We start from the raw sequence: 16,023 nt of genomic DNA, 5'->3' as shown, positions 1-16,023 counted from the left end.
CCGCCGGACGCGGTCACCGTTGCGGCACCCCTCAGTCCTCGCGCATCGACGCCAGCAGGAACATCCGCGCCTTCTGCCAGTCGCGGCGGATGCTGCGCTCCGAGCGTGCGCTCAATTCGGCGATCTCCAGCTCGGAGAGGCCGGCGAAGTAACGCAGTTCCACCACCCGGGTCAGATGCGGGTCCACCGCATGCAACCGCTTCAGGGCCGCATCCAGCGCCAGCATGTCCTCGTCCAGGCGCAGGCTGCTGCGGCTGTCTTCGGGGATTTCCGCCACCCGTATCAGGTCGCCGCCGCGCTTGCGGGTGAGCCGGGTGCGCGCGTAATCCACCACCACGCTGCGCATCGCCGAGGCCGCATAGGCGAAGAAATGCGCACGATCCTCGAACCGCGCCGCGCCCTGCGCGCCGAGCAGTTTCAAATAGGATTCATGCACCAGCGAGGTCGCATCCAGGGTGCGTCCCTGCTGGCCGGCAAGCTGGCGCCGCGCCATCGCATGCAGTTCCTGGTACAGCAGCCCCAACACCCGGTCCAGCGCCTGACGGTCGTCATTGCGCGCGGCATCAAGCAGCAGGGTGATATCGGGTGCATCTTCCATCACGCACTCCAAAGCCACGGAACGTGGCGCTGACTATAGCGCCGGCGGCAAAACCGGAGTGAATACGCTCAGCGCTGGCAATGGCCGCACCAGACCGTGGCGCGCTGGCCGATGCTGGCGTGGCGCAATACCCGACCGCACTGTTTGCAGGCCCCGCCTTCGCGGCCGTAGACCAGCAGCTCCTGTTCAAAGTAGCCCGGCGCGCCGTCGGGGCTGATGAAGTCGCGCAGGGTGGTGCCGCCGCGGGTGATGGCATGGCCGAGGATCTGTTTGACCGCGTCGCCCAGCCGCCGGTAGCGCGCGCGCGACACCTTGCCGGCCTCGCGCAACGGATTGATGCCGGCCATGAACAGGCTTTCGGCGGCGTAGATGTTGCCCACCCCGACGACGATGCGCTGGTCCATCAGGAAGGTCTTCACTGCGGCGCTGCGGCCGCGGCTGCGGGCGAACAGGTAGTCGCCGTTGAAGTCATCCCCCAGCGGCTCCGGGCCGAGATCGCGCAGCAGTTCGTGGGTGTCCCCGGCCGGCTGCCACAGCAGGCAACCGAACCGGCGCGGGTCGTTGAACCGCAGCAGCTGGCCGTTGTCCAGGCTGATGTCGACATGGTCGTGGGCGCGCAGCGGGGTATCACCCGGCAGCACCCGCAGGCTGCCGGACATGCCCAGATGCAGCAGCGCGCTGCCGACGGCGGTATCGAGCAACAGGTACTTGGCGCGGCGGCGGATGGCTTCGATCCGCTGGCCCGGCAGCCGCTGTCCGATTTCCGCCGGGATCGGCCAGCGCAGATCCGGCCGGCGCAGGATCACGCCGTGGATGCGGTGCCCGAGCAGATGCGGCTCCAGACCGCGGCGGGTGGTTTCAACTTCGGGCAGCTCAGGCATGGCGGCATTGTAAGGCCGCCGGCAGTGCGGACGTCGGCACGGCTCGCGCCACCGCCAGCCGCCACCGGTGCGTGCCGGGATGGCGAAACGCGGCATGGCGGCAACCAGGCGCGCGGGCACCGGTCAGCGCGGCGGCGCCAGCAACTCTCTGGCGCTGAGAAAGCCGTCGCCGTTGGCATCCTGCTTGTGGAAGCGCTCGACCAGCGTCTGTCGCTGTTGTTCACGGGTGACCGGTTTGCCGCGTCCTCCCGGCAATTCGTCCGCGCCCAGGATGCCGTCGCCGTTGCGGTCCATCCGATCGAAGGCATACAGCATCCACTGCACGTATTCCTCGACACTGACCCGGCCATCGCCGTCCTGGTCCATGCGCTGCAGGTAGTCGCCGGTACTGTTGACCTGCGCCAGCCCCCCACCAGCCCATGAGCCGGCGGCGAGCAGGGCCAGCAGAGCGCACGAACCCCGCAGCGGGCGGCGTCCGTGCCGGGAGCGCGCCGGGTCGCTCATGCGGGGCTGAGCGAATAGCCTTTCAGACGCGCCGCGTAGTCCTGCAGCGCGCGGATGCCGCTGGCCTCGGCCTCATGGCACCACGCCTGCAGCTGCTTCAGCCGTTCGGAGGCGTCATGGGTGCGGGCCTCCAGCAGCGCCGCGAGGCGGGCGCGATGCTCGACCAGCACCTGGATACGCGGGCGCTGTTCCACCCAGTCGTTGAGCTGCGCGCGGCAATCGGGCTGGAGCCAGCGGCCATCGTTGACCAGCCCTTTGCGCAGGCGCCGCGGCAACAGCTTGCGCAGCTTGGCACCGGCGGCGGCGGCCTCTTCCTTCAGCGCCGGGGTGAACACATTGCGCTGGTAGTCGGTCATGGCCTGGAAGCGGTGCGACAGCAGCGCCTTCAGCGTGTCGGCATCGGGCACGGCGATATTGGGACGCACATCCATGCTCGGCGCCACCCGCAGCACCTTGGCCAGGCGCAACGCCTGCAGGCCACGGATCACGCTCCAGCCGATATCGAATTCCCAACGCCGCATCGAAAACCGCGCCGAGCTTGGAAACGCATGATGGTTGTTGTGCAGCTCTTCGCCACCGATCCAGAACGCCCACGGCGTCAGGTTGGTCGAGGTGTCGGCTGATTCGAAGTTGCGGTAGCCCCACCAGTGGCCCAGGCCGTTGACCACGCCGGCCGCCCAGAACGGAATCCACGCCATCTGGATCGCCCACAAGGCCACGCCGGGCAGGCCGAACAGCACGCTGTTGATGACCAGCAACACCACCGGGCCGAGATTGGCGTGCGGGGTGTACAGGCGGCGCTCGATCCAGTCCTCCGGCGCGCCGCGGCCGTACTGCTCGATGTCCGCGCGCATCGTGCGCGCCTCGCGGTACAGCTCCACGCCGCGCCAGAACACGCGGCCGATGCCCTTGGTCACCGGGCTGTGCGGGTCTTCGTCGGTTTCCACCTTGGCGTGGTGCTTGCGGTGGATGGCCACCCACTCCCTGGTGATCATCGAGGTGGTCAGCCACACCCAGAAGCGGAACACATGCGACACGACCGGGTGGAAATCCACGCCGCGGTGGGCTTGGCTGCGATGCAGGTACAGGGTGACGGCGAAGATCGTCAGCTGGGTGAAGACCAGCAGCACCGCCAGCATGCCCCACCAGCCCAGGCCGACCAGCCCGCCGGTGAGGAAATCGAGGAGGGTGTCAAACATTGAAGACTCCAGGCCGCGGTCGGCGCGCACGAAAAACGGTACAGGGTGAGCAGACATGATGGGGCCAGTACCGGCAAACTTCACCCGTCGCCGGCGTACGTTGTTCAGCCGGTTTTTCCGATCCGCCCGGACCCGCCCATTCATGCCTGCCGCCGCCGTTGCCGATGTGCCACTGATCGAGCTGGACCATGCCTGCGTCATCCGCGGCCAGGTGCGGGTGCTGCACGGGCTGCAGCTGCGCATCGAACAGGGCCAGCACACCGCCCTGCTGGGGCCCAATGGCTGCGGCAAGTCCTCGCTCATCAAACTGATCACCCGCGAGCTGTATCCACTGGCCCGCGCCGACGGCCAGGTGCCGGTCAAGGTGCTGGGCCAGGCGCGCTGGCAGGTGGACCGCTTGCGCGCGCAGCTGGGCATCGTCACCGGTGATCTCGGTGGCCACCTGGCCGACATGCCGGGACTGGGCGTGGAGGATGCGGTGCTGTCCGGCTTTTTCGCCAGTTACCTGGTGCCGGCGCACCGCGATGTCACCGATGAAATGCGCGAACGTGCCCGCCACGCGTTGGAACTGGCGCGTGCGCTGCCGTTGCTGGAACGCCGCTATGCACAGCTGTCGGCCGGCGAAGCGCGACGGGTGCTGATCGCCCGCGCGCTGGTCAACCGGCCCCGCGCGTTGCTGCTGGATGAACCCTCGACCGGGCTGGACCTGGTCTCGCGCCAGCACCTGATCGACAGCCTGCGCCACCTCGCCCGGCAGGGCATCACCCTGGTACTGGTCACCCACCACATCGAGGAGGTGATTCCCGAAATCGAGCGGGTGGTGCTGCTGCGGGGCGGCCGCATCCACGCCGACGGTACGCGCGCCGACCTGCTGCGTTCGGGCCCGTTGTCCGAGGTGTTCGGCGGTCCCATCGAGCTACGTGAGGAGGATGGCCGCCTCACCGCTTTGGTCCGCCCCGACTGAAGTGCAAAATCTCGCGGGCGGTGGGGGATCCGCCCGGCGGCCCTCGGCGTGCGCCGGTCATGTCCAGACGCGAGCGTCGGCGGGGACCTCCCCGACGCGCACCGGTACCGCGAAGTGCGGCAAAGCCGGCTGATCGGCGCGGCCAGCGTGGCACGGTTGCACACGACAATCCCCGGTTTACGCCGCGATCTGGCGCAGGCGCGGGGGGAGATCGGCAAGCCACGGTTACGCGCCCTGCGACCGCGCCGGCGAGCGGCCTTTCCCAAGCCCGCTGACGCCACGCAACCGCGGTCCGGAAGGATCGCTGCACGTCTCTGGCCGCCCCCCCCCCCCCTTCCACCACGGCAACCAAGACCCGGTGTTGCGGCGGCAGATCCGCGGATTGCCGCCGCTGCGGAAGACGCGCAGGGCGGAAGAACCGCCATGACCCAGCGCCGGCGCCGATCACCGGTGGCCGCCACGCGGACCCGGTCATCCCCTTAGACTTGGCCTCCATTCCCGTCACGGTATGCCGGCATGACCCAGTGGTATTTCCATATTCCCGGCCAGGCCGAACGCATCGGCCCGCTCGATGACGACGCGGCCCGCCGCCAGGCCCAGGGCAGTCCGCGCGCGCTGGTCTGGTGCGAGGGCATGAATGGCTGGATGGCCATTGCCGATGTTCCCGAGCTGCGACTGGCCGCGGGTCCGTCGCCGGGCGCACCGCCCCCGCTGCCCGGTGGCAGTCGGGCACGCGCCGATGACATCGAGTTCCGCATCGTCGGCCACGAGATGCAGTTCGTGGAGATCGAGCTGGATCCGGGCGAAAGCGCGATCGCCGAAGCCGGCGCGCTGATGTTCAAGGACGCCTCGGTGCAGATGGACACCGTGTTCGGCGATGGCCGCCATGAAGGCCAGGATGGCGGCGGCTTCATGGACAAGCTGATGAGCGCCGGCAAGCGCGTGCTGACCGGTGAAAGCCTGTTTGCCACGCTCTACACCCATACCGGCCACGGCAAGGCCAAAGTCGCCTTCGCCGCGCCCTACCCCGGCACCGTGCTGGCAATGAAACTCGATGAGCACGGCGGCAAGTTGGTCTGCCAGAAGGACAGCTTCCTGGCCGGCGCGCGCGGGGTGCGGATCGGGGTGCACTTCCAGCGCAAGGTGATGACCGGCCTGTTCGGCGGCGAAGGTTTCATCATGCAGAAGCTGGAGGGCGATGGCTGGGTGTTCGTGCATGCCGGCGGTTGCGTGGTCGAGCGCGAGCTGGCGGCTGGCGAACGGCTGGATGTGGACACCGGCTGCGTGGTCGCCTACCACGCCAGCGTGGACATGGACGTGCGCCGCGTGGCCGGCGTCAAAAGCATGATCTTCGGCGGCGAAGGCGTGTTCCTGGCCACCCTCACCGGCCCGGGCAAGGTCTGGCTGCAGTCGCTGCCGTTCTCGCGCCTGGCCGGGCGCATGTTCGCCGCCGCCCCGCAGGGCGGCGGCCAGAACCGCGGCGAAGGTTCGGTGCTGGGCGGACTGGGGCGGTTGCTGGATGGCGACAACAAGTTCTGAGGATGCGGGAACCTGACCTTGCCGCGCTCCCGTCGGGAGCGTGGCGAGAGTCGCCCCCTGCCTTTGGGAAGCTCGAACAGGCAGCGCAATCGCGGAGTGGACGGCAACCCGCCGGCATCACCTCGCTGCGACGCATCTTGTCGCTTGCATGCAGATCATCCGGAGCATGGTCTCGATTCCGGATTTCCTTTTGCGCCGCCCCCCAAGCTCACGTTTGGCATCCATAGCGCCAGGTGCTGAACTCAATCCACGTGTCCGGCTATGGGTGCTGCGCACCCTGGTAACACTGGGCGGGCACCGTTTGTTCATTCGCGAGCGTGATTTCAGCGACGACTCACTGGCCCTGACCCTCGGGCTGGGCCGCTGGATCGACGCCGACAGTGACGATTTCGCCCCACGACAGATCCTGGCCGAACTGCGCCGGCAACACCTGCAAGCCGAACAACGCAGCGCTCGTTCGCGCCTGCCCGCCAACCTGGATGGCAACCTCAAGCGCCTGTCAAAACTGGCGGGCCTGGATGGCTGTGAATCGCGCATCCTGGAGTTCATCATCTGCGTCCATAACGAGCCCCTGCTGGAAACGGCAACCGACCTGCTCGGCGACCTGTCATCGGCCAAGGTTCCCAAGCTGCTGGCGTGCTGCCTTTCACTGCCGGTAACCGAGGTGCGTCACGCGTTGCATCCGCAGGGCGCTCTGGCCCGCTCGGGTCTGGTCACCAGCAGCAGCTTCGCCAGTACGCTGCGCCACAAGCTGGACCTGCTGTCGTCCAACTTCGCCGACGCGATGCTGATCCCGCGGAGCAACCCGCTCAACCTGTTGCGCGGCATGATCGCCAAGGCCGGCAAGGGCCATCTGAAACTGCAGGACTTCACCCATATCCAACCGCATCTGGATATCGCTCTGCCCTGCCTGCGTCATGCACTTGGCAATGGCAGCCATGGCGTCAACCTGCTCATCCACGGCCGGCCCGGCACCGGCAAGAGCCAGCTGGTGCGGACGTTGGCCAAAGCCCTGCGCACCGACCTGTTCGAGGTGGCGCATGAGGATGAAGATGGCGACCCCGTTGATGGCGGCGTACGGCTGAAATCCTTCCGCGCGGCCCAATGCTTCCTGGCAAAGCGGCGGACGCTGCTGGTCTTTGATGAGATCGAAGATGTTTTCTGCGATCACCACGGCAACGAGCCGATCCGGCATCGCAAAGCCTGGATCAACCACATGCTCGAAACCAATCCGGTGCCGACGGTATGGCTGTCCAACGATATCCGCAGCATGGATCCTGCCTTCATCCGCCGCTTCGACATGGTGTTCGAACTGACCATTCCACCTCGTCAGCAGCGCGCGAAGATCCTGCGCTCGCACTGCAAGGGGCTGCTGGACGATAGCCAGATCGCCGCGATCGCCGAGCTGGACCAGTTGGCACCGGCCGTCGTCACCCGGGCCAGCCAGGTGGTGCGCGCCGTGCGCGATGACATCGGTCGCGACAACAGCGCCCGGGCGATGCGGTTGCTGATCGACAGCAGCCTGCAGGCGCAGCGGTTGCCTACATTGTCACGGGCGACGGCCAACCACCTGCCCGAGGGGTATGACCCGCAGTTCATCCAGGCCGACGTCGACCTGGCCGAAGTGGCCGCCGGCCTTTGCAACTCGCGCAGCGGCCGGCTGTGCCTGTATGGCCCGCCCGGCACCGGCAAGACCGCCTATGCGCGCTGGCTGGCGCAGCAGCTGGAGATACCACTGCAGGTCAAACGTGTCTCGGATCTGATCTCACCGTATATCGGCGAAAGCGAGCAGAACATGGCTGCCGCTTTCAGCGACGCCGAGCGCGACGGCGCGCTGCTGCTGATCGACGAGATGGACAGCTTCCTGCAGGACCGCCGCAAGGCTCAGCGCAGCTGGGAGATCAGCATGGTCAACGAGATGCTGACTTGCCTGGAGAGCTTTCCCGGCGTTTTTGTCGCCTCCACCAACCTGATGGAGGGACTGGATCCGGCGGCGCTGCGCCGCTTCGACCTCAAGGTGAAATTCGATTTCCTGCGTCACGAGCAGGCCTGGGAGCTGCTGCACCGGCAGTGCGCGCAACTTTCCCTGCCAGCGCCGAGCCCGTCCCTGCAGGCCAGCCTGCAGAAGCTCGACCGCCTGACACCCGGCGACTTCGCCGCCGTACTGCGCCAGCACCGCTTCCGGCCACTGGCCACACCAGCCCTGCTGGTATTGGCCCTGCAAGCCGAATGCGCTGTAAAGGAACACGGCAGCAGGCCGATAGGTTTTGTATAAGCGCCTGCATCACATGGATTGGCAGACGCCGGGGACGCTGCTGCCCGGCACTAATGGAAAGCGACAATGGCCAAGCGCCCCGACACCATTGAAACCGTAGTTCTGGCCATCGAGCTGCTGCGCCGGATTCCGCGCAGCCACAGGATCACCGCTGGCGAACTGCACCAGCAGCTGCAACAGGCTGGTATCGAGCGCGACCTGCGCAGCGTGCAACGGCAGCTCAAACTGCTCTGCGAGCACTTCGACATCGAGTGCGACAGCCGCGAGAAGCCTTACGGCTATCGCTGGCTGCCATATTCCAAGGCCTTGCTCGTCCCCAACCTGAGCGCGCAGGAATCACTGCTGCTGCAGCTGGCCGAAGAACACCTGCGCAACCTGCTGCCCTCCCGGCTGATGAAGTCCATGGACAGCTTCTTCACCCAGGCCCGCCATAACCTCGGCCCCGGCAGCGATGCCCGGCTGGAGCGCGAATGGCCCGGCAAGGTGCGTGTGGTCGCCACCAGCCAGCCGCTGCTGCCGCCGAAGATCGAAGCCGGTGTGATGGAGGCGGTCAGCGACGCGCTGTACCACAACCACTGGCTGCATCTGGATTACAAAAACTCGCGAGGCAAGCACAGCCAGGCCGATGTGATGCCGCTGGGCCTGGCCCAGCAGGGACCGCGCCTGTATCTGGTCTGCCGCTTCCGCAACTACGACGACAACCGCAACCTCGCCCTGCACCGCATCCTTTCGGCGAGCGTCTCGGCCTTTGCTTTCCAACGCCCGCAGGACTTCGACCTCAAGCGCTATGACGACGACGGCCGCTTCGGCTTCGGCACGGGCGAACGCATCGCCCTCAGCTTCAAGATCACCCGCAATGCCGGCATGCAACTGCTGGAAACCCCGCTGTCACCCGACCAGAAAGTGGTGGAGTTGGAGAACGGCTGGCTGCAGGTCACAGCTACCGTGGTGGACAGCATGTTGCTGCGGCGGTGGTTGGCAGGATTCGGGGAGGCGGTGACGAATGTGCATCAAGAGCCTGCAGCTAAATAGCCACAGGCTCCCTTCTACCGAGTCAACGAGCTTCAATCAACGCTTGTTGACCGCTACGCGCCCCATGAATGAGACAAATGGAATGTACGAGCACTTGTTCTCTTCCCTTTTCACAACGCCCCTCTCTCGCAAGGCAAATCTCCTGAACTCAGGAGGAAACGTGTAAGTGGCAATGAACTGTGGCCTCTTGTTTAGCCCACCCACGACTCCCGCCAGGCCGTCCCGCAGGCCTACCACGCCATTGTCAAGAAGATCTGCCTCTTCCAACGACACCTTACTCTGAGCCACCACGACCATAAGAGCCATTGATATTGGAGAAGGATATGCACGCCTATCCTCCTTCTGCCGAGCACGCAAAGTCGTTTGTGCAGTTTGCGCCTGATCGTTTACACCGTTCCATCTTTCTTGCAACTTAGATGTCACAGTTGGATTTTTTACATTGACCCTTCCTGCCTTCAACTCAACGGCAACCACTCTGTTTCCATACCATGCCAAGTAGTCAACGCGCCCCGCGCTGCTTGGAGAGTCATTGTCATCGCTGTTTTCATCATCGGCGGGGCGCCTGATTCTGTCGATCCTGGCCTCTGGCCTGGAACGAGGCGCCACCCGCGATATGGCATTGGAGAAGAGGCCCGAAAGTATGCGTTCATTGGCTCTCAATGGAGGATCAAGCTGCATCGCTCCGTCGTCGCCTTCGCTGCGAATGATCGCCTCACTCATTAACTGCCTATAGTTCTCGGTAACAACTTCGACCAGAACATTCTCGATGAAATTGTTCAAATTTCCCGATTTGTCATGTGTTGCAGCAGACCCACCAAACGGCATTGCAATTTTGATCACACCCACTCCCAGATGACATTAGTGATGTGAAAATTATCGACCTGCATCGGGATTTCTTAATCACCCTGATCCATGCGAAAAAAATTAGGCCGCATGTTATTTCGCGGACCCAAGTCCCTCAGCAATCCATGGCCCTAAATTGAACAGCATCGTCCGCAGGTAAGGTTTCATATACAACTGAGAGCCGAGCTCCACCTTTGGATCAAACGTGGCACCAGCGTGGCGGCGTTGCCACAGGCGAAGTGAAACCGTGGTGGCATGGCCTCCGGTCGTTCCTTTGCGATCAACACCTTCTGGGCCATGTAGTGGACGGCCCCCAGCAATGACGCCGCCGGATGCACGGTAAGCGAGGTGCCGACCACCAGCACCTTGCCGGCATTGCGCAGGTGCCGGCGGGCCACGTCCATGTTCCGCGTTTGCTCACCAAACCAGACCACGTCCGGGCGCAGCTGGGTACCGTCCTCGCAGCACTGACCCATGGCGATCGACTCACCGCCAAGGTGGTAGCGCTTGGGTTCAGCCGAAGTGCCCCGCGCCCAGGCAAGTTCGCCGTGCAGATGGATCACCTGCGTGGAACCCGCGCGCTCGTGCAGTGCATCGACGTTCTGGGTAATGACGACGACTTCGCAAGTCGCTTCCAATGCGGCAATTGCCAGATGCGCGGCGTTGGGCTGTGCCTCCCAGGCCTTGTGCCTGCGCTCGTTGTAGAAAGCCTGCACCACCTCCGGCTGGCTCGCCCAGGCTTGCGGGCTGGCCAGTTCGAACCACGAGTGGTTGTTCCACAAGCCATCGGCGTCGCGGAAGGTGGGCAGGCCGCTTTCAGCGCTCAAACCGGCACCGGAGAAGATCACTGCTTTGTCTGGCTGCATCTTGGGTTTCATCCAGGCGTCAACTGAAATCGAAGGTGACACGGCTGCCACCGGCCTTGGCGATGCGGACCAGCGCATCGCCCGTACGATTCCGTGCTTTGACCGTTACCGGAGCGGGCGTGCTTTCAACGATGCGGACGACGGCATCGGTGCCCAGGTTTTCACCGATGACAATGGGGCCGCCACCCGCACGGGCAATCCTGACAACCACGTCGGCAGCGTGCGCGGGCAGGTTGTTGTGGGGAGAGGTACAAGCGCAATGTGACGGCTCGCCAGTAGATGCCACTTCATCGGAAGCTGAAACAGGATCTTCAGCTATACGGGCCGAAAGCAGGTTTACCAGTTGGATCATGCCGGCCTGGCGTTCCGAGCGCGGGCCGAATGCGCCAAAACGCATCGAGCCCATTTTGGATTTGACCTGTCCGGCGACAATCTGCGGCGCCCCTTCATGATCGGTTTCCCACTGCAAGCCTTCGCACAAGGCGGCGATGATCGGAAACCAGCCATCGCCACAGCTGATGCGCTGCTCCGGTGGCAGGCAGTCCAGCCCGTCACTGTTGGCGGCGAAAATGCGTGGCCACGTGGTAAGCAGCTGGTCGATCAACACCTCCTTCATGGCACGGTACCAGGGCAGACGCGTTCCACGCGCTGATGGATGCGTCGTGCAAAACCGGCGATCAGCTCGGCGCGATGCAGGGTATCCAGCCATTGCCCGGGAATTGCCTCCACGCCATACAGTGCACCGGCAATCTGTCCGGTGATTGCGGCCGTGGTGTCGGCGTCGTCACCCAGATTGGCCGCCATCAGGATGGCCTGCGGAAAGTCACCGGTCACATGCACACACCACAGCGCCGCCTCCAGCGACTGTACGCAATAGCCAGTGCCGCTTATCTGTTCGCGGGATTTGTGCCGGTAGTGGCCTTCGGCCAGTTCCCGCACCTTGGGCTCGGTGAGGAAAGCGGCGCTGCCGGCCAACAGTTCATCCTTGGACTTTCCCGCCAACGCATTGCCGATCACCGTCGCCAGCAAGCGGCAACAATCCACCGCTTCGCGCGTGGCGTGGGTGGTCAGGGAGCTGCGCACTGCATACACCACCGCGTTGTCAGTGTCCGGATGGAACCACAGTACAACCGGTGCCAGTCGCATCAGTGAGCCGTTGCCGGCCTTCATCGGGTCCGGGGAGCCTGCATACGGATCACCCGTCCGGCGAAAACGCATCAATGCCTGGGCCACGGTCTTGCCAAGGCCGAAGGCGTGCTGTCGGGTTGAAAGATAGCCTTCGTCGGCCCATCGCCAGTAACGCTGCATCTGATCCAGCGGGTCGAAGCCACCACATGAAATGAGGCTGTCGGCCAAGCAAAGCGCCATAGCGGTGTCGTCCGTCCACTCGCCGGGAAGAAGCCTGAATTTGCCGCCTCCCTGCATCCCCTGTACCGGCAGGAAACGTCCCCGGCGATAGAATTCGACAGGTGCACCGACGGCATCACCACATGCCAGGCCAAGCAGGCAGCCGAGGTAGCGTTGCTTCAATCCGATCATTTCCGGTGAGTCCATGAGAGATGGCTCCCATCTTTCACGGCGCAGCGACGTCCTGCGTCGCAGGCGGCACCCTGCCTCACCGGCACCGGCTGTTGCAACGAAGAAATCGCAGCTGAACCCAGCACCCGCCTTTCCCTCTGTCCCGGCGGCAGGCGCTATGCTGGCGCCCTTTCCAAGCACCCCCATTCATCATGAAGCCGCGCAACACCCGCCTGCTGCTGTCCCTGTCCCTGTTCGGCCTGCTGGCCGCCTGCGGCGGCGAGAACGTCAAACCCGCAGCGCCGGTGGCGGCCACCCCGGTGACCCCGGCCACGCCGGTCAAACCCGTGAAGATCGGTGTGGCGCTGGGCGGCGGTGCGGCCAAGGGTTTTGCCCATATCGGCGTGATCAAGATGCTCGAAGCCAACGGTTTCGAACCGGTGGTGATTTCCGGTACCAGTGCCGGCAGCGTGGTCGGCGCGCTCTATGCCAGCGGCATGGATGCGTTTGAAATGCAGCAGAAGGCGGTGGCGCTGGACCAGGCCAGCATCCGCGATGTGCGGCTGTTCTCCGGCGGACTGGTGCAGGGCCAGAAGCTGCAGGATTACGTCAACGCGCAGCTGGGCAACCGCGCCATCGAAAAGCTGAAGAAGCCGTTCGCCGCGGTGGCCACCCAGCTGGAAACCGGTGACCGCGCGGTATTCGTGCGTGGCAACGCCGGCCAGGCGGTACGCGCCTCCAGCTCGATTCCCGGCGTGTTCGAGCCGGTGAGCATCGGCGGCAAGACCTATGTCGACGGCGGCGTGGTCAGCCCGGTGCCGGTGGACGCGGCCAGGCAGCTGGGCGCCGACTTCGTCATCGCGGTGGATATCTCCAGCAAGGCCAGCGGCCAGCGCCCCACCGGCCTGCTCGGGGCCGTGGGCCAGTCGATCACGATCATGGGCCAGCGGCTGGGCGAGCAGGAGCTGTCGCGCGCCGACATCATCATCCGGCCGCAGGTGCTGGACATCGGCGCGACCGACTTCGAGCAGCGGGGCCGCGCCATCCTGGAAGGGGAAAAGGCGGCGATGGCGGCGATGCCGCAGATCCGCGCCAAGATCCAGCAGTTGCAGAACGCCCGCAACGCCGCGCTGGCGCCGCGGCCGGTGCCCAAATGCGAAGCACCCTCCCGCATGGGCAAGCTGGTGGGCCGCAAGGAACACTGCGAAGGCTGATTGCCGGCGGGGAGCCCTCAGCCCCGCTCCAGCTGCGACAGCGGCAGCGCACGGAACTCCTTGACCGTGCGCAGCACGAAGCTGGAATTGACGTCGGCCACGCCGGCGGCATTGAGCAGTTTGTCCAGCAGGAATGCGGAGAAGTGGTCGAGGTCGCGCACGTAGATGTGCAGCAGGTAATCCATGTCGCCAGTGAGCGCATGGCAGGCCACCACTTCGTCCCACAGCTGCACCGACGCGACGAAATGGTCGATCGCGTCCTGCCCGTGCTTGGACAGCTGCACCCGCACGAACGCCTGCAGGCCCAGGCCGATCTGGCGCGGTTCCAGCCGTGCGCCGTAGCCGGCAATCACGCCCTCGCTTTCCAGGCGCTGCACCCGGCGCAGGCAGGCCGAGGGCGACAGATTCACCCGCGCGGCCAATTCGGCATTGGTGGCGCGGCCGTGCTGCTGGATTTCGGCCAACAACCGCAGGTCCGTTCGATCAAGCGTGACTTTCCCCATATTTGCTGCTCCGCAACATGCAAATCACGCAATAATATTGCGCATTGAGTGGATTTTCCCACAATTTCGCACACCTGTTGCGCGAAGCCACTTCTACCATCAAGGGGCCAACCTGCCGGAAATACCCTCCATGGAAGACACCCCGCGCCGCGTCGAACGCCAGCAGACCGACAAGGGTTACGTGCCGGTCTACACCACCGCCGTGGTCGAGCAGCCCTGGGACAGCTACAGCGGTGACGACCACGCCACCTGGAGCACGCTGTACCAGCGCCAGCGCGAGCTGCTGGTCGGCCGCGCCTGCGACGAGTTCCTGCGGGCGCAGGACGAGATGGGCATGAACGAGCACATGATTCCGCGCTTCGACCAGCTCAACGAAGTGCTGGGCGCGGCCACCGGCTGGACCCTGGTCGGGGTGGAAGGGCTGCTGCCGGAACTGGATTTCTTCGACCATCTGGCCAACCGCCGCTTCCCGGTGACCTGGTGGATCCGCCGCCCGGACCAGATCGACTACATCGCCGAGCCGGACCTGTTCCACGACCTGTTCGGGCATGTGCCGCTGCTGATGAACCCGGTGTTCGCCGACTACATGGCCGCCTATGGCCGTGGCGGGGTCAAGGCGCATGCGATCGGCCCGGAGGCGCTGCAGAACCTGACCCGGCTGTACTGGTACACGGTGGAATTCGGCCTGATCAACACCGCCGAGGGCCTGCGCATCTACGGCGCCGGGATCGTCTCGTCCAAGGGTGAGTCGCTGTACTCGCTGGAATCGGCCGCGCCCAACCGCATCGGCTTCGATCTGGAGCGGATCATGCGCACGCGCTACCGCATCGACACCTTCCAGAAGACCTATTTCGTCATCGACAGTTTCGAGCAGCTGATGGCGGCCACCGGCCCGGACTTCACCCCGATCTACGCGCGCCTGGCCGCCGCCGAACACCTGCCCGCCGGCGAGGTGCAGGACGGCGACCATGTATTCCAGCACGGCAGCGGCGAAGGCTGGAGCAGCGACGGCGATGTCTGAGTTGCGACACCCGCCGATGCGGGACATGCAACGGATGTGCGCGGGTATCCACCGGCTGCGGTGATGCACCGCTCATCAGGACGCGTTCGCGGCCTATCCCGCTTCGACCACTTCCACGGTGACGTGCACGATCTCCTCATGGATCGACAGCGCGCGGCGGAACACCTCGGCATCCACGCCGGGCGCGGCCACCACTTCCATCGCACAGGCGAAGCGTCCGCGCCCCACCTGCCAGACATGCAGGTCGCTGATCCGCGCCGGTATCCCGCCCTGCTCCACCGCTTCGCGGATTTCAGCCACCACCGGCGCGTCCATCTGCGCATCCAGCAGCACGCGCCCGGTCTGGCGGATCAGGCCATAGGCCCATGCCGACACCAGCACCGCACCGACGATGCCCATCAGCGGGTCCAGCCATGAAGCGCTGAAATACAGGCCGCCGAGCAGCGCGATGATCGCCAGCACCGACGTGGCCGCGTCGGCCATCACATGCAGGTAGGCCGAACGCTGGTTCAAATCATGATGGTGGTGATGGTCGCCATGGTGTCCGTGAGCGTGTCCGTGGCCATGCTCGTGGGGGTGGTCGCGCAGCCACCACGCGCACAGCAGGTTCACGGCCAGGCCGATCACCGCGATGACGATGGCCTGCTGGTAGTGGATGGGGCTGGGCTTGAACATCCGCACGATGGATTCGAACACCATGATCGCGGCCACGCCGAGCAGCAGGATTGCGCTGGTGTAGCCGGCCAGGATCTCGATCTTCCAGGTGCCGAAGGCAAAGCGCGGATCGTCGCGGTAATGCCGCGCGCAGGCATAGGCAAAGGCGGCCAGCCCCAGCGCCAACGCGTGCGAACTCATGTGCCAGCCATCGGCAAGCACCGCCATCGAGTTGAACCACCAGCCACCGACGATCTCCACCACCATCATCACGGTGGTCAAGAGCATCGCGCGACGGGTGCTCTTCTCGGCCATCGGGTTGCCATCGCTGAAGGCATGGCTGTGCTGGCGCGACCGGGCAAGGACTTCGAGATTCATCACGGCGACCTTCTCATATACCCCCATAGGGTAT

The 16,023-nt window shown here is 65.1% G+C and carries 16 protein-coding genes; 6 read left to right on the top strand and 10 right to left on the bottom strand.

Annotated elements, in window-relative coordinates; all coding sequences use genetic code 11:
- Positions 1 to 31: 31 nt before the first annotated feature.
- From QZH66_RS04735 to QZH66_RS04720, 4 genes are all read right to left on the bottom strand, one after another.
- Positions 32 to 598 carry an ECF-type sigma factor gene (locus QZH66_RS04735; RefSeq protein ID WP_305804808.1) on the bottom strand — a complete coding sequence of 189 codons (567 nt, stop codon included), beginning with the start codon at positions 596 to 598 and terminating at the stop codon, positions 32 to 34.
- A gap of 68 nt (positions 599 to 666) precedes the next feature.
- Positions 667 to 1,479: a bifunctional DNA-formamidopyrimidine glycosylase/DNA-(apurinic or apyrimidinic site) lyase gene (gene mutM / locus QZH66_RS04730; RefSeq protein WP_305804807.1), complete on the bottom strand. Its 813-nt coding sequence runs from the start codon at positions 1,477 to 1,479 to the stop codon at positions 667 to 669.
- A gap of 123 nt (positions 1,480 to 1,602) precedes the next feature.
- Positions 1,603 to 1,983 carry a hypothetical protein gene (locus tag QZH66_RS04725; RefSeq protein WP_305804806.1) on the bottom strand — a complete coding sequence of 127 codons (381 nt, stop codon included), beginning with the start codon at positions 1,981 to 1,983 and terminating at the stop codon, positions 1,603 to 1,605.
- Positions 1,980 to 3,182, bottom strand: coding sequence for a fatty acid desaturase (locus tag QZH66_RS04720; RefSeq protein WP_305804805.1), 1,203 nt, complete (start codon positions 3,180 to 3,182; stop codon positions 1,980 to 1,982). Before QZH66_RS04720 ends, QZH66_RS04725 begins: the two co-directional genes overlap by 4 nt.
- A gap of 142 nt (positions 3,183 to 3,324) precedes the next feature.
- Between QZH66_RS04720 and QZH66_RS04715 the strand changes: the two genes are divergently transcribed.
- From QZH66_RS04715 to QZH66_RS04700, 4 genes are all read left to right on the top strand, one after another.
- On the top strand, positions 3,325 to 4,146 hold the full coding sequence (locus QZH66_RS04715; RefSeq protein WP_305804804.1) for an ATP-binding cassette domain-containing protein: 822 nt from the start codon (positions 3,325 to 3,327) through the stop codon (positions 4,144 to 4,146).
- 516 nt (positions 4,147 to 4,662) lie between these two features.
- Positions 4,663 to 5,685, top strand: a complete 1,023-nt coding sequence (locus tag QZH66_RS04710) for a TIGR00266 family protein (RefSeq protein WP_305804803.1) — start codon at positions 4,663 to 4,665, stop codon at positions 5,683 to 5,685.
- Between the two features lie 265 nt (positions 5,686 to 5,950).
- Positions 5,951 to 7,960, top strand: coding sequence for an AAA family ATPase (locus tag QZH66_RS04705; RefSeq protein ID WP_305804802.1), 2,010 nt, complete (start codon positions 5,951 to 5,953; stop codon positions 7,958 to 7,960).
- Between the two features lie 66 nt (positions 7,961 to 8,026).
- Positions 8,027 to 8,992, top strand: a complete 966-nt coding sequence (locus tag QZH66_RS04700; RefSeq protein WP_305804801.1) for a WYL domain-containing protein — start codon at positions 8,027 to 8,029, stop codon at positions 8,990 to 8,992.
- A gap of 36 nt (positions 8,993 to 9,028) precedes the next feature.
- Here QZH66_RS04700 and QZH66_RS04695 read toward each other — a convergent pair whose 3' ends face one another.
- The 4 genes from QZH66_RS04695 to QZH66_RS04680 form a co-directional block, all read right to left on the bottom strand.
- Positions 9,029 to 9,832, bottom strand: coding sequence for a hypothetical protein (locus QZH66_RS04695; protein WP_305804800.1), 804 nt, complete (start codon positions 9,830 to 9,832; stop codon positions 9,029 to 9,031).
- 167 nt (positions 9,833 to 9,999) lie between these two features.
- Positions 10,000 to 10,713, bottom strand: coding sequence for a Sir2 family NAD-dependent protein deacetylase (locus tag QZH66_RS04690; RefSeq protein WP_305804799.1), 714 nt, complete (start codon positions 10,711 to 10,713; stop codon positions 10,000 to 10,002).
- Between the two features lie 7 nt (positions 10,714 to 10,720).
- Complete coding sequence (locus tag QZH66_RS04685; protein WP_305804798.1) at positions 10,721 to 11,317, bottom strand: hypothetical protein; 597 nt, start codon at positions 11,315 to 11,317, stop codon at positions 10,721 to 10,723.
- Complete coding sequence (locus QZH66_RS04680) at positions 11,314 to 12,240, bottom strand: ADP-ribosylglycohydrolase family protein (protein ID WP_305804797.1); 927 nt, start codon at positions 12,238 to 12,240, stop codon at positions 11,314 to 11,316. Before QZH66_RS04680 ends, QZH66_RS04685 begins: the two co-directional genes overlap by 4 nt.
- Before the next feature lie 191 nt (positions 12,241 to 12,431).
- Here QZH66_RS04680 and QZH66_RS04675 point away from each other — a divergent pair, with 191 nt between their 5' ends.
- The gene (locus QZH66_RS04675) at positions 12,432 to 13,433 is read left to right on the top strand and encodes a patatin-like phospholipase family protein (protein WP_305804796.1); all 1,002 of its coding nucleotides are present in this window, start codon (positions 12,432 to 12,434) and stop codon (positions 13,431 to 13,433) included.
- Positions 13,434 to 13,450: 17 nt separating this feature from the next.
- Here the strand turns inward: QZH66_RS04675 and QZH66_RS04670 are convergent, their stop codons facing one another.
- A complete protein-coding gene (locus tag QZH66_RS04670) occupies positions 13,451 to 13,936 on the bottom strand; it encodes an Lrp/AsnC family transcriptional regulator (RefSeq protein WP_305804795.1) in 486 nt (161 codons plus the stop codon).
- 130 nt (positions 13,937 to 14,066) lie between these two features.
- Here QZH66_RS04670 and phhA point away from each other — a divergent pair, with 130 nt between their 5' ends.
- Positions 14,067 to 14,957: a phenylalanine 4-monooxygenase gene (phhA, locus tag QZH66_RS04665; protein WP_305804794.1), complete on the top strand. Its 891-nt coding sequence runs from the start codon at positions 14,067 to 14,069 to the stop codon at positions 14,955 to 14,957.
- 93 nt (positions 14,958 to 15,050) lie between these two features.
- On the opposite strand, the gene dmeF is transcribed toward phhA, so the two are convergent.
- Positions 15,051 to 15,989, bottom strand: a complete 939-nt coding sequence (gene dmeF, locus QZH66_RS04660) for a CDF family Co(II)/Ni(II) efflux transporter DmeF (protein WP_305804835.1) — start codon at positions 15,987 to 15,989, stop codon at positions 15,051 to 15,053.
- Positions 15,990 to 16,023: the final 34 nt, after the last annotated feature.

It is taken from the genome of Stenotrophomonas sp. YIM B06876, from assembly GCF_030711595.1.
In the GTDB taxonomy this organism is placed as follows: Bacteria; Pseudomonadota; Gammaproteobacteria; order Xanthomonadales; family Xanthomonadaceae; genus Stenotrophomonas.
Note: the sequence above shows the minus strand (reverse complement) of the source record. Positions and strands in the feature narration are given on the sequence as shown.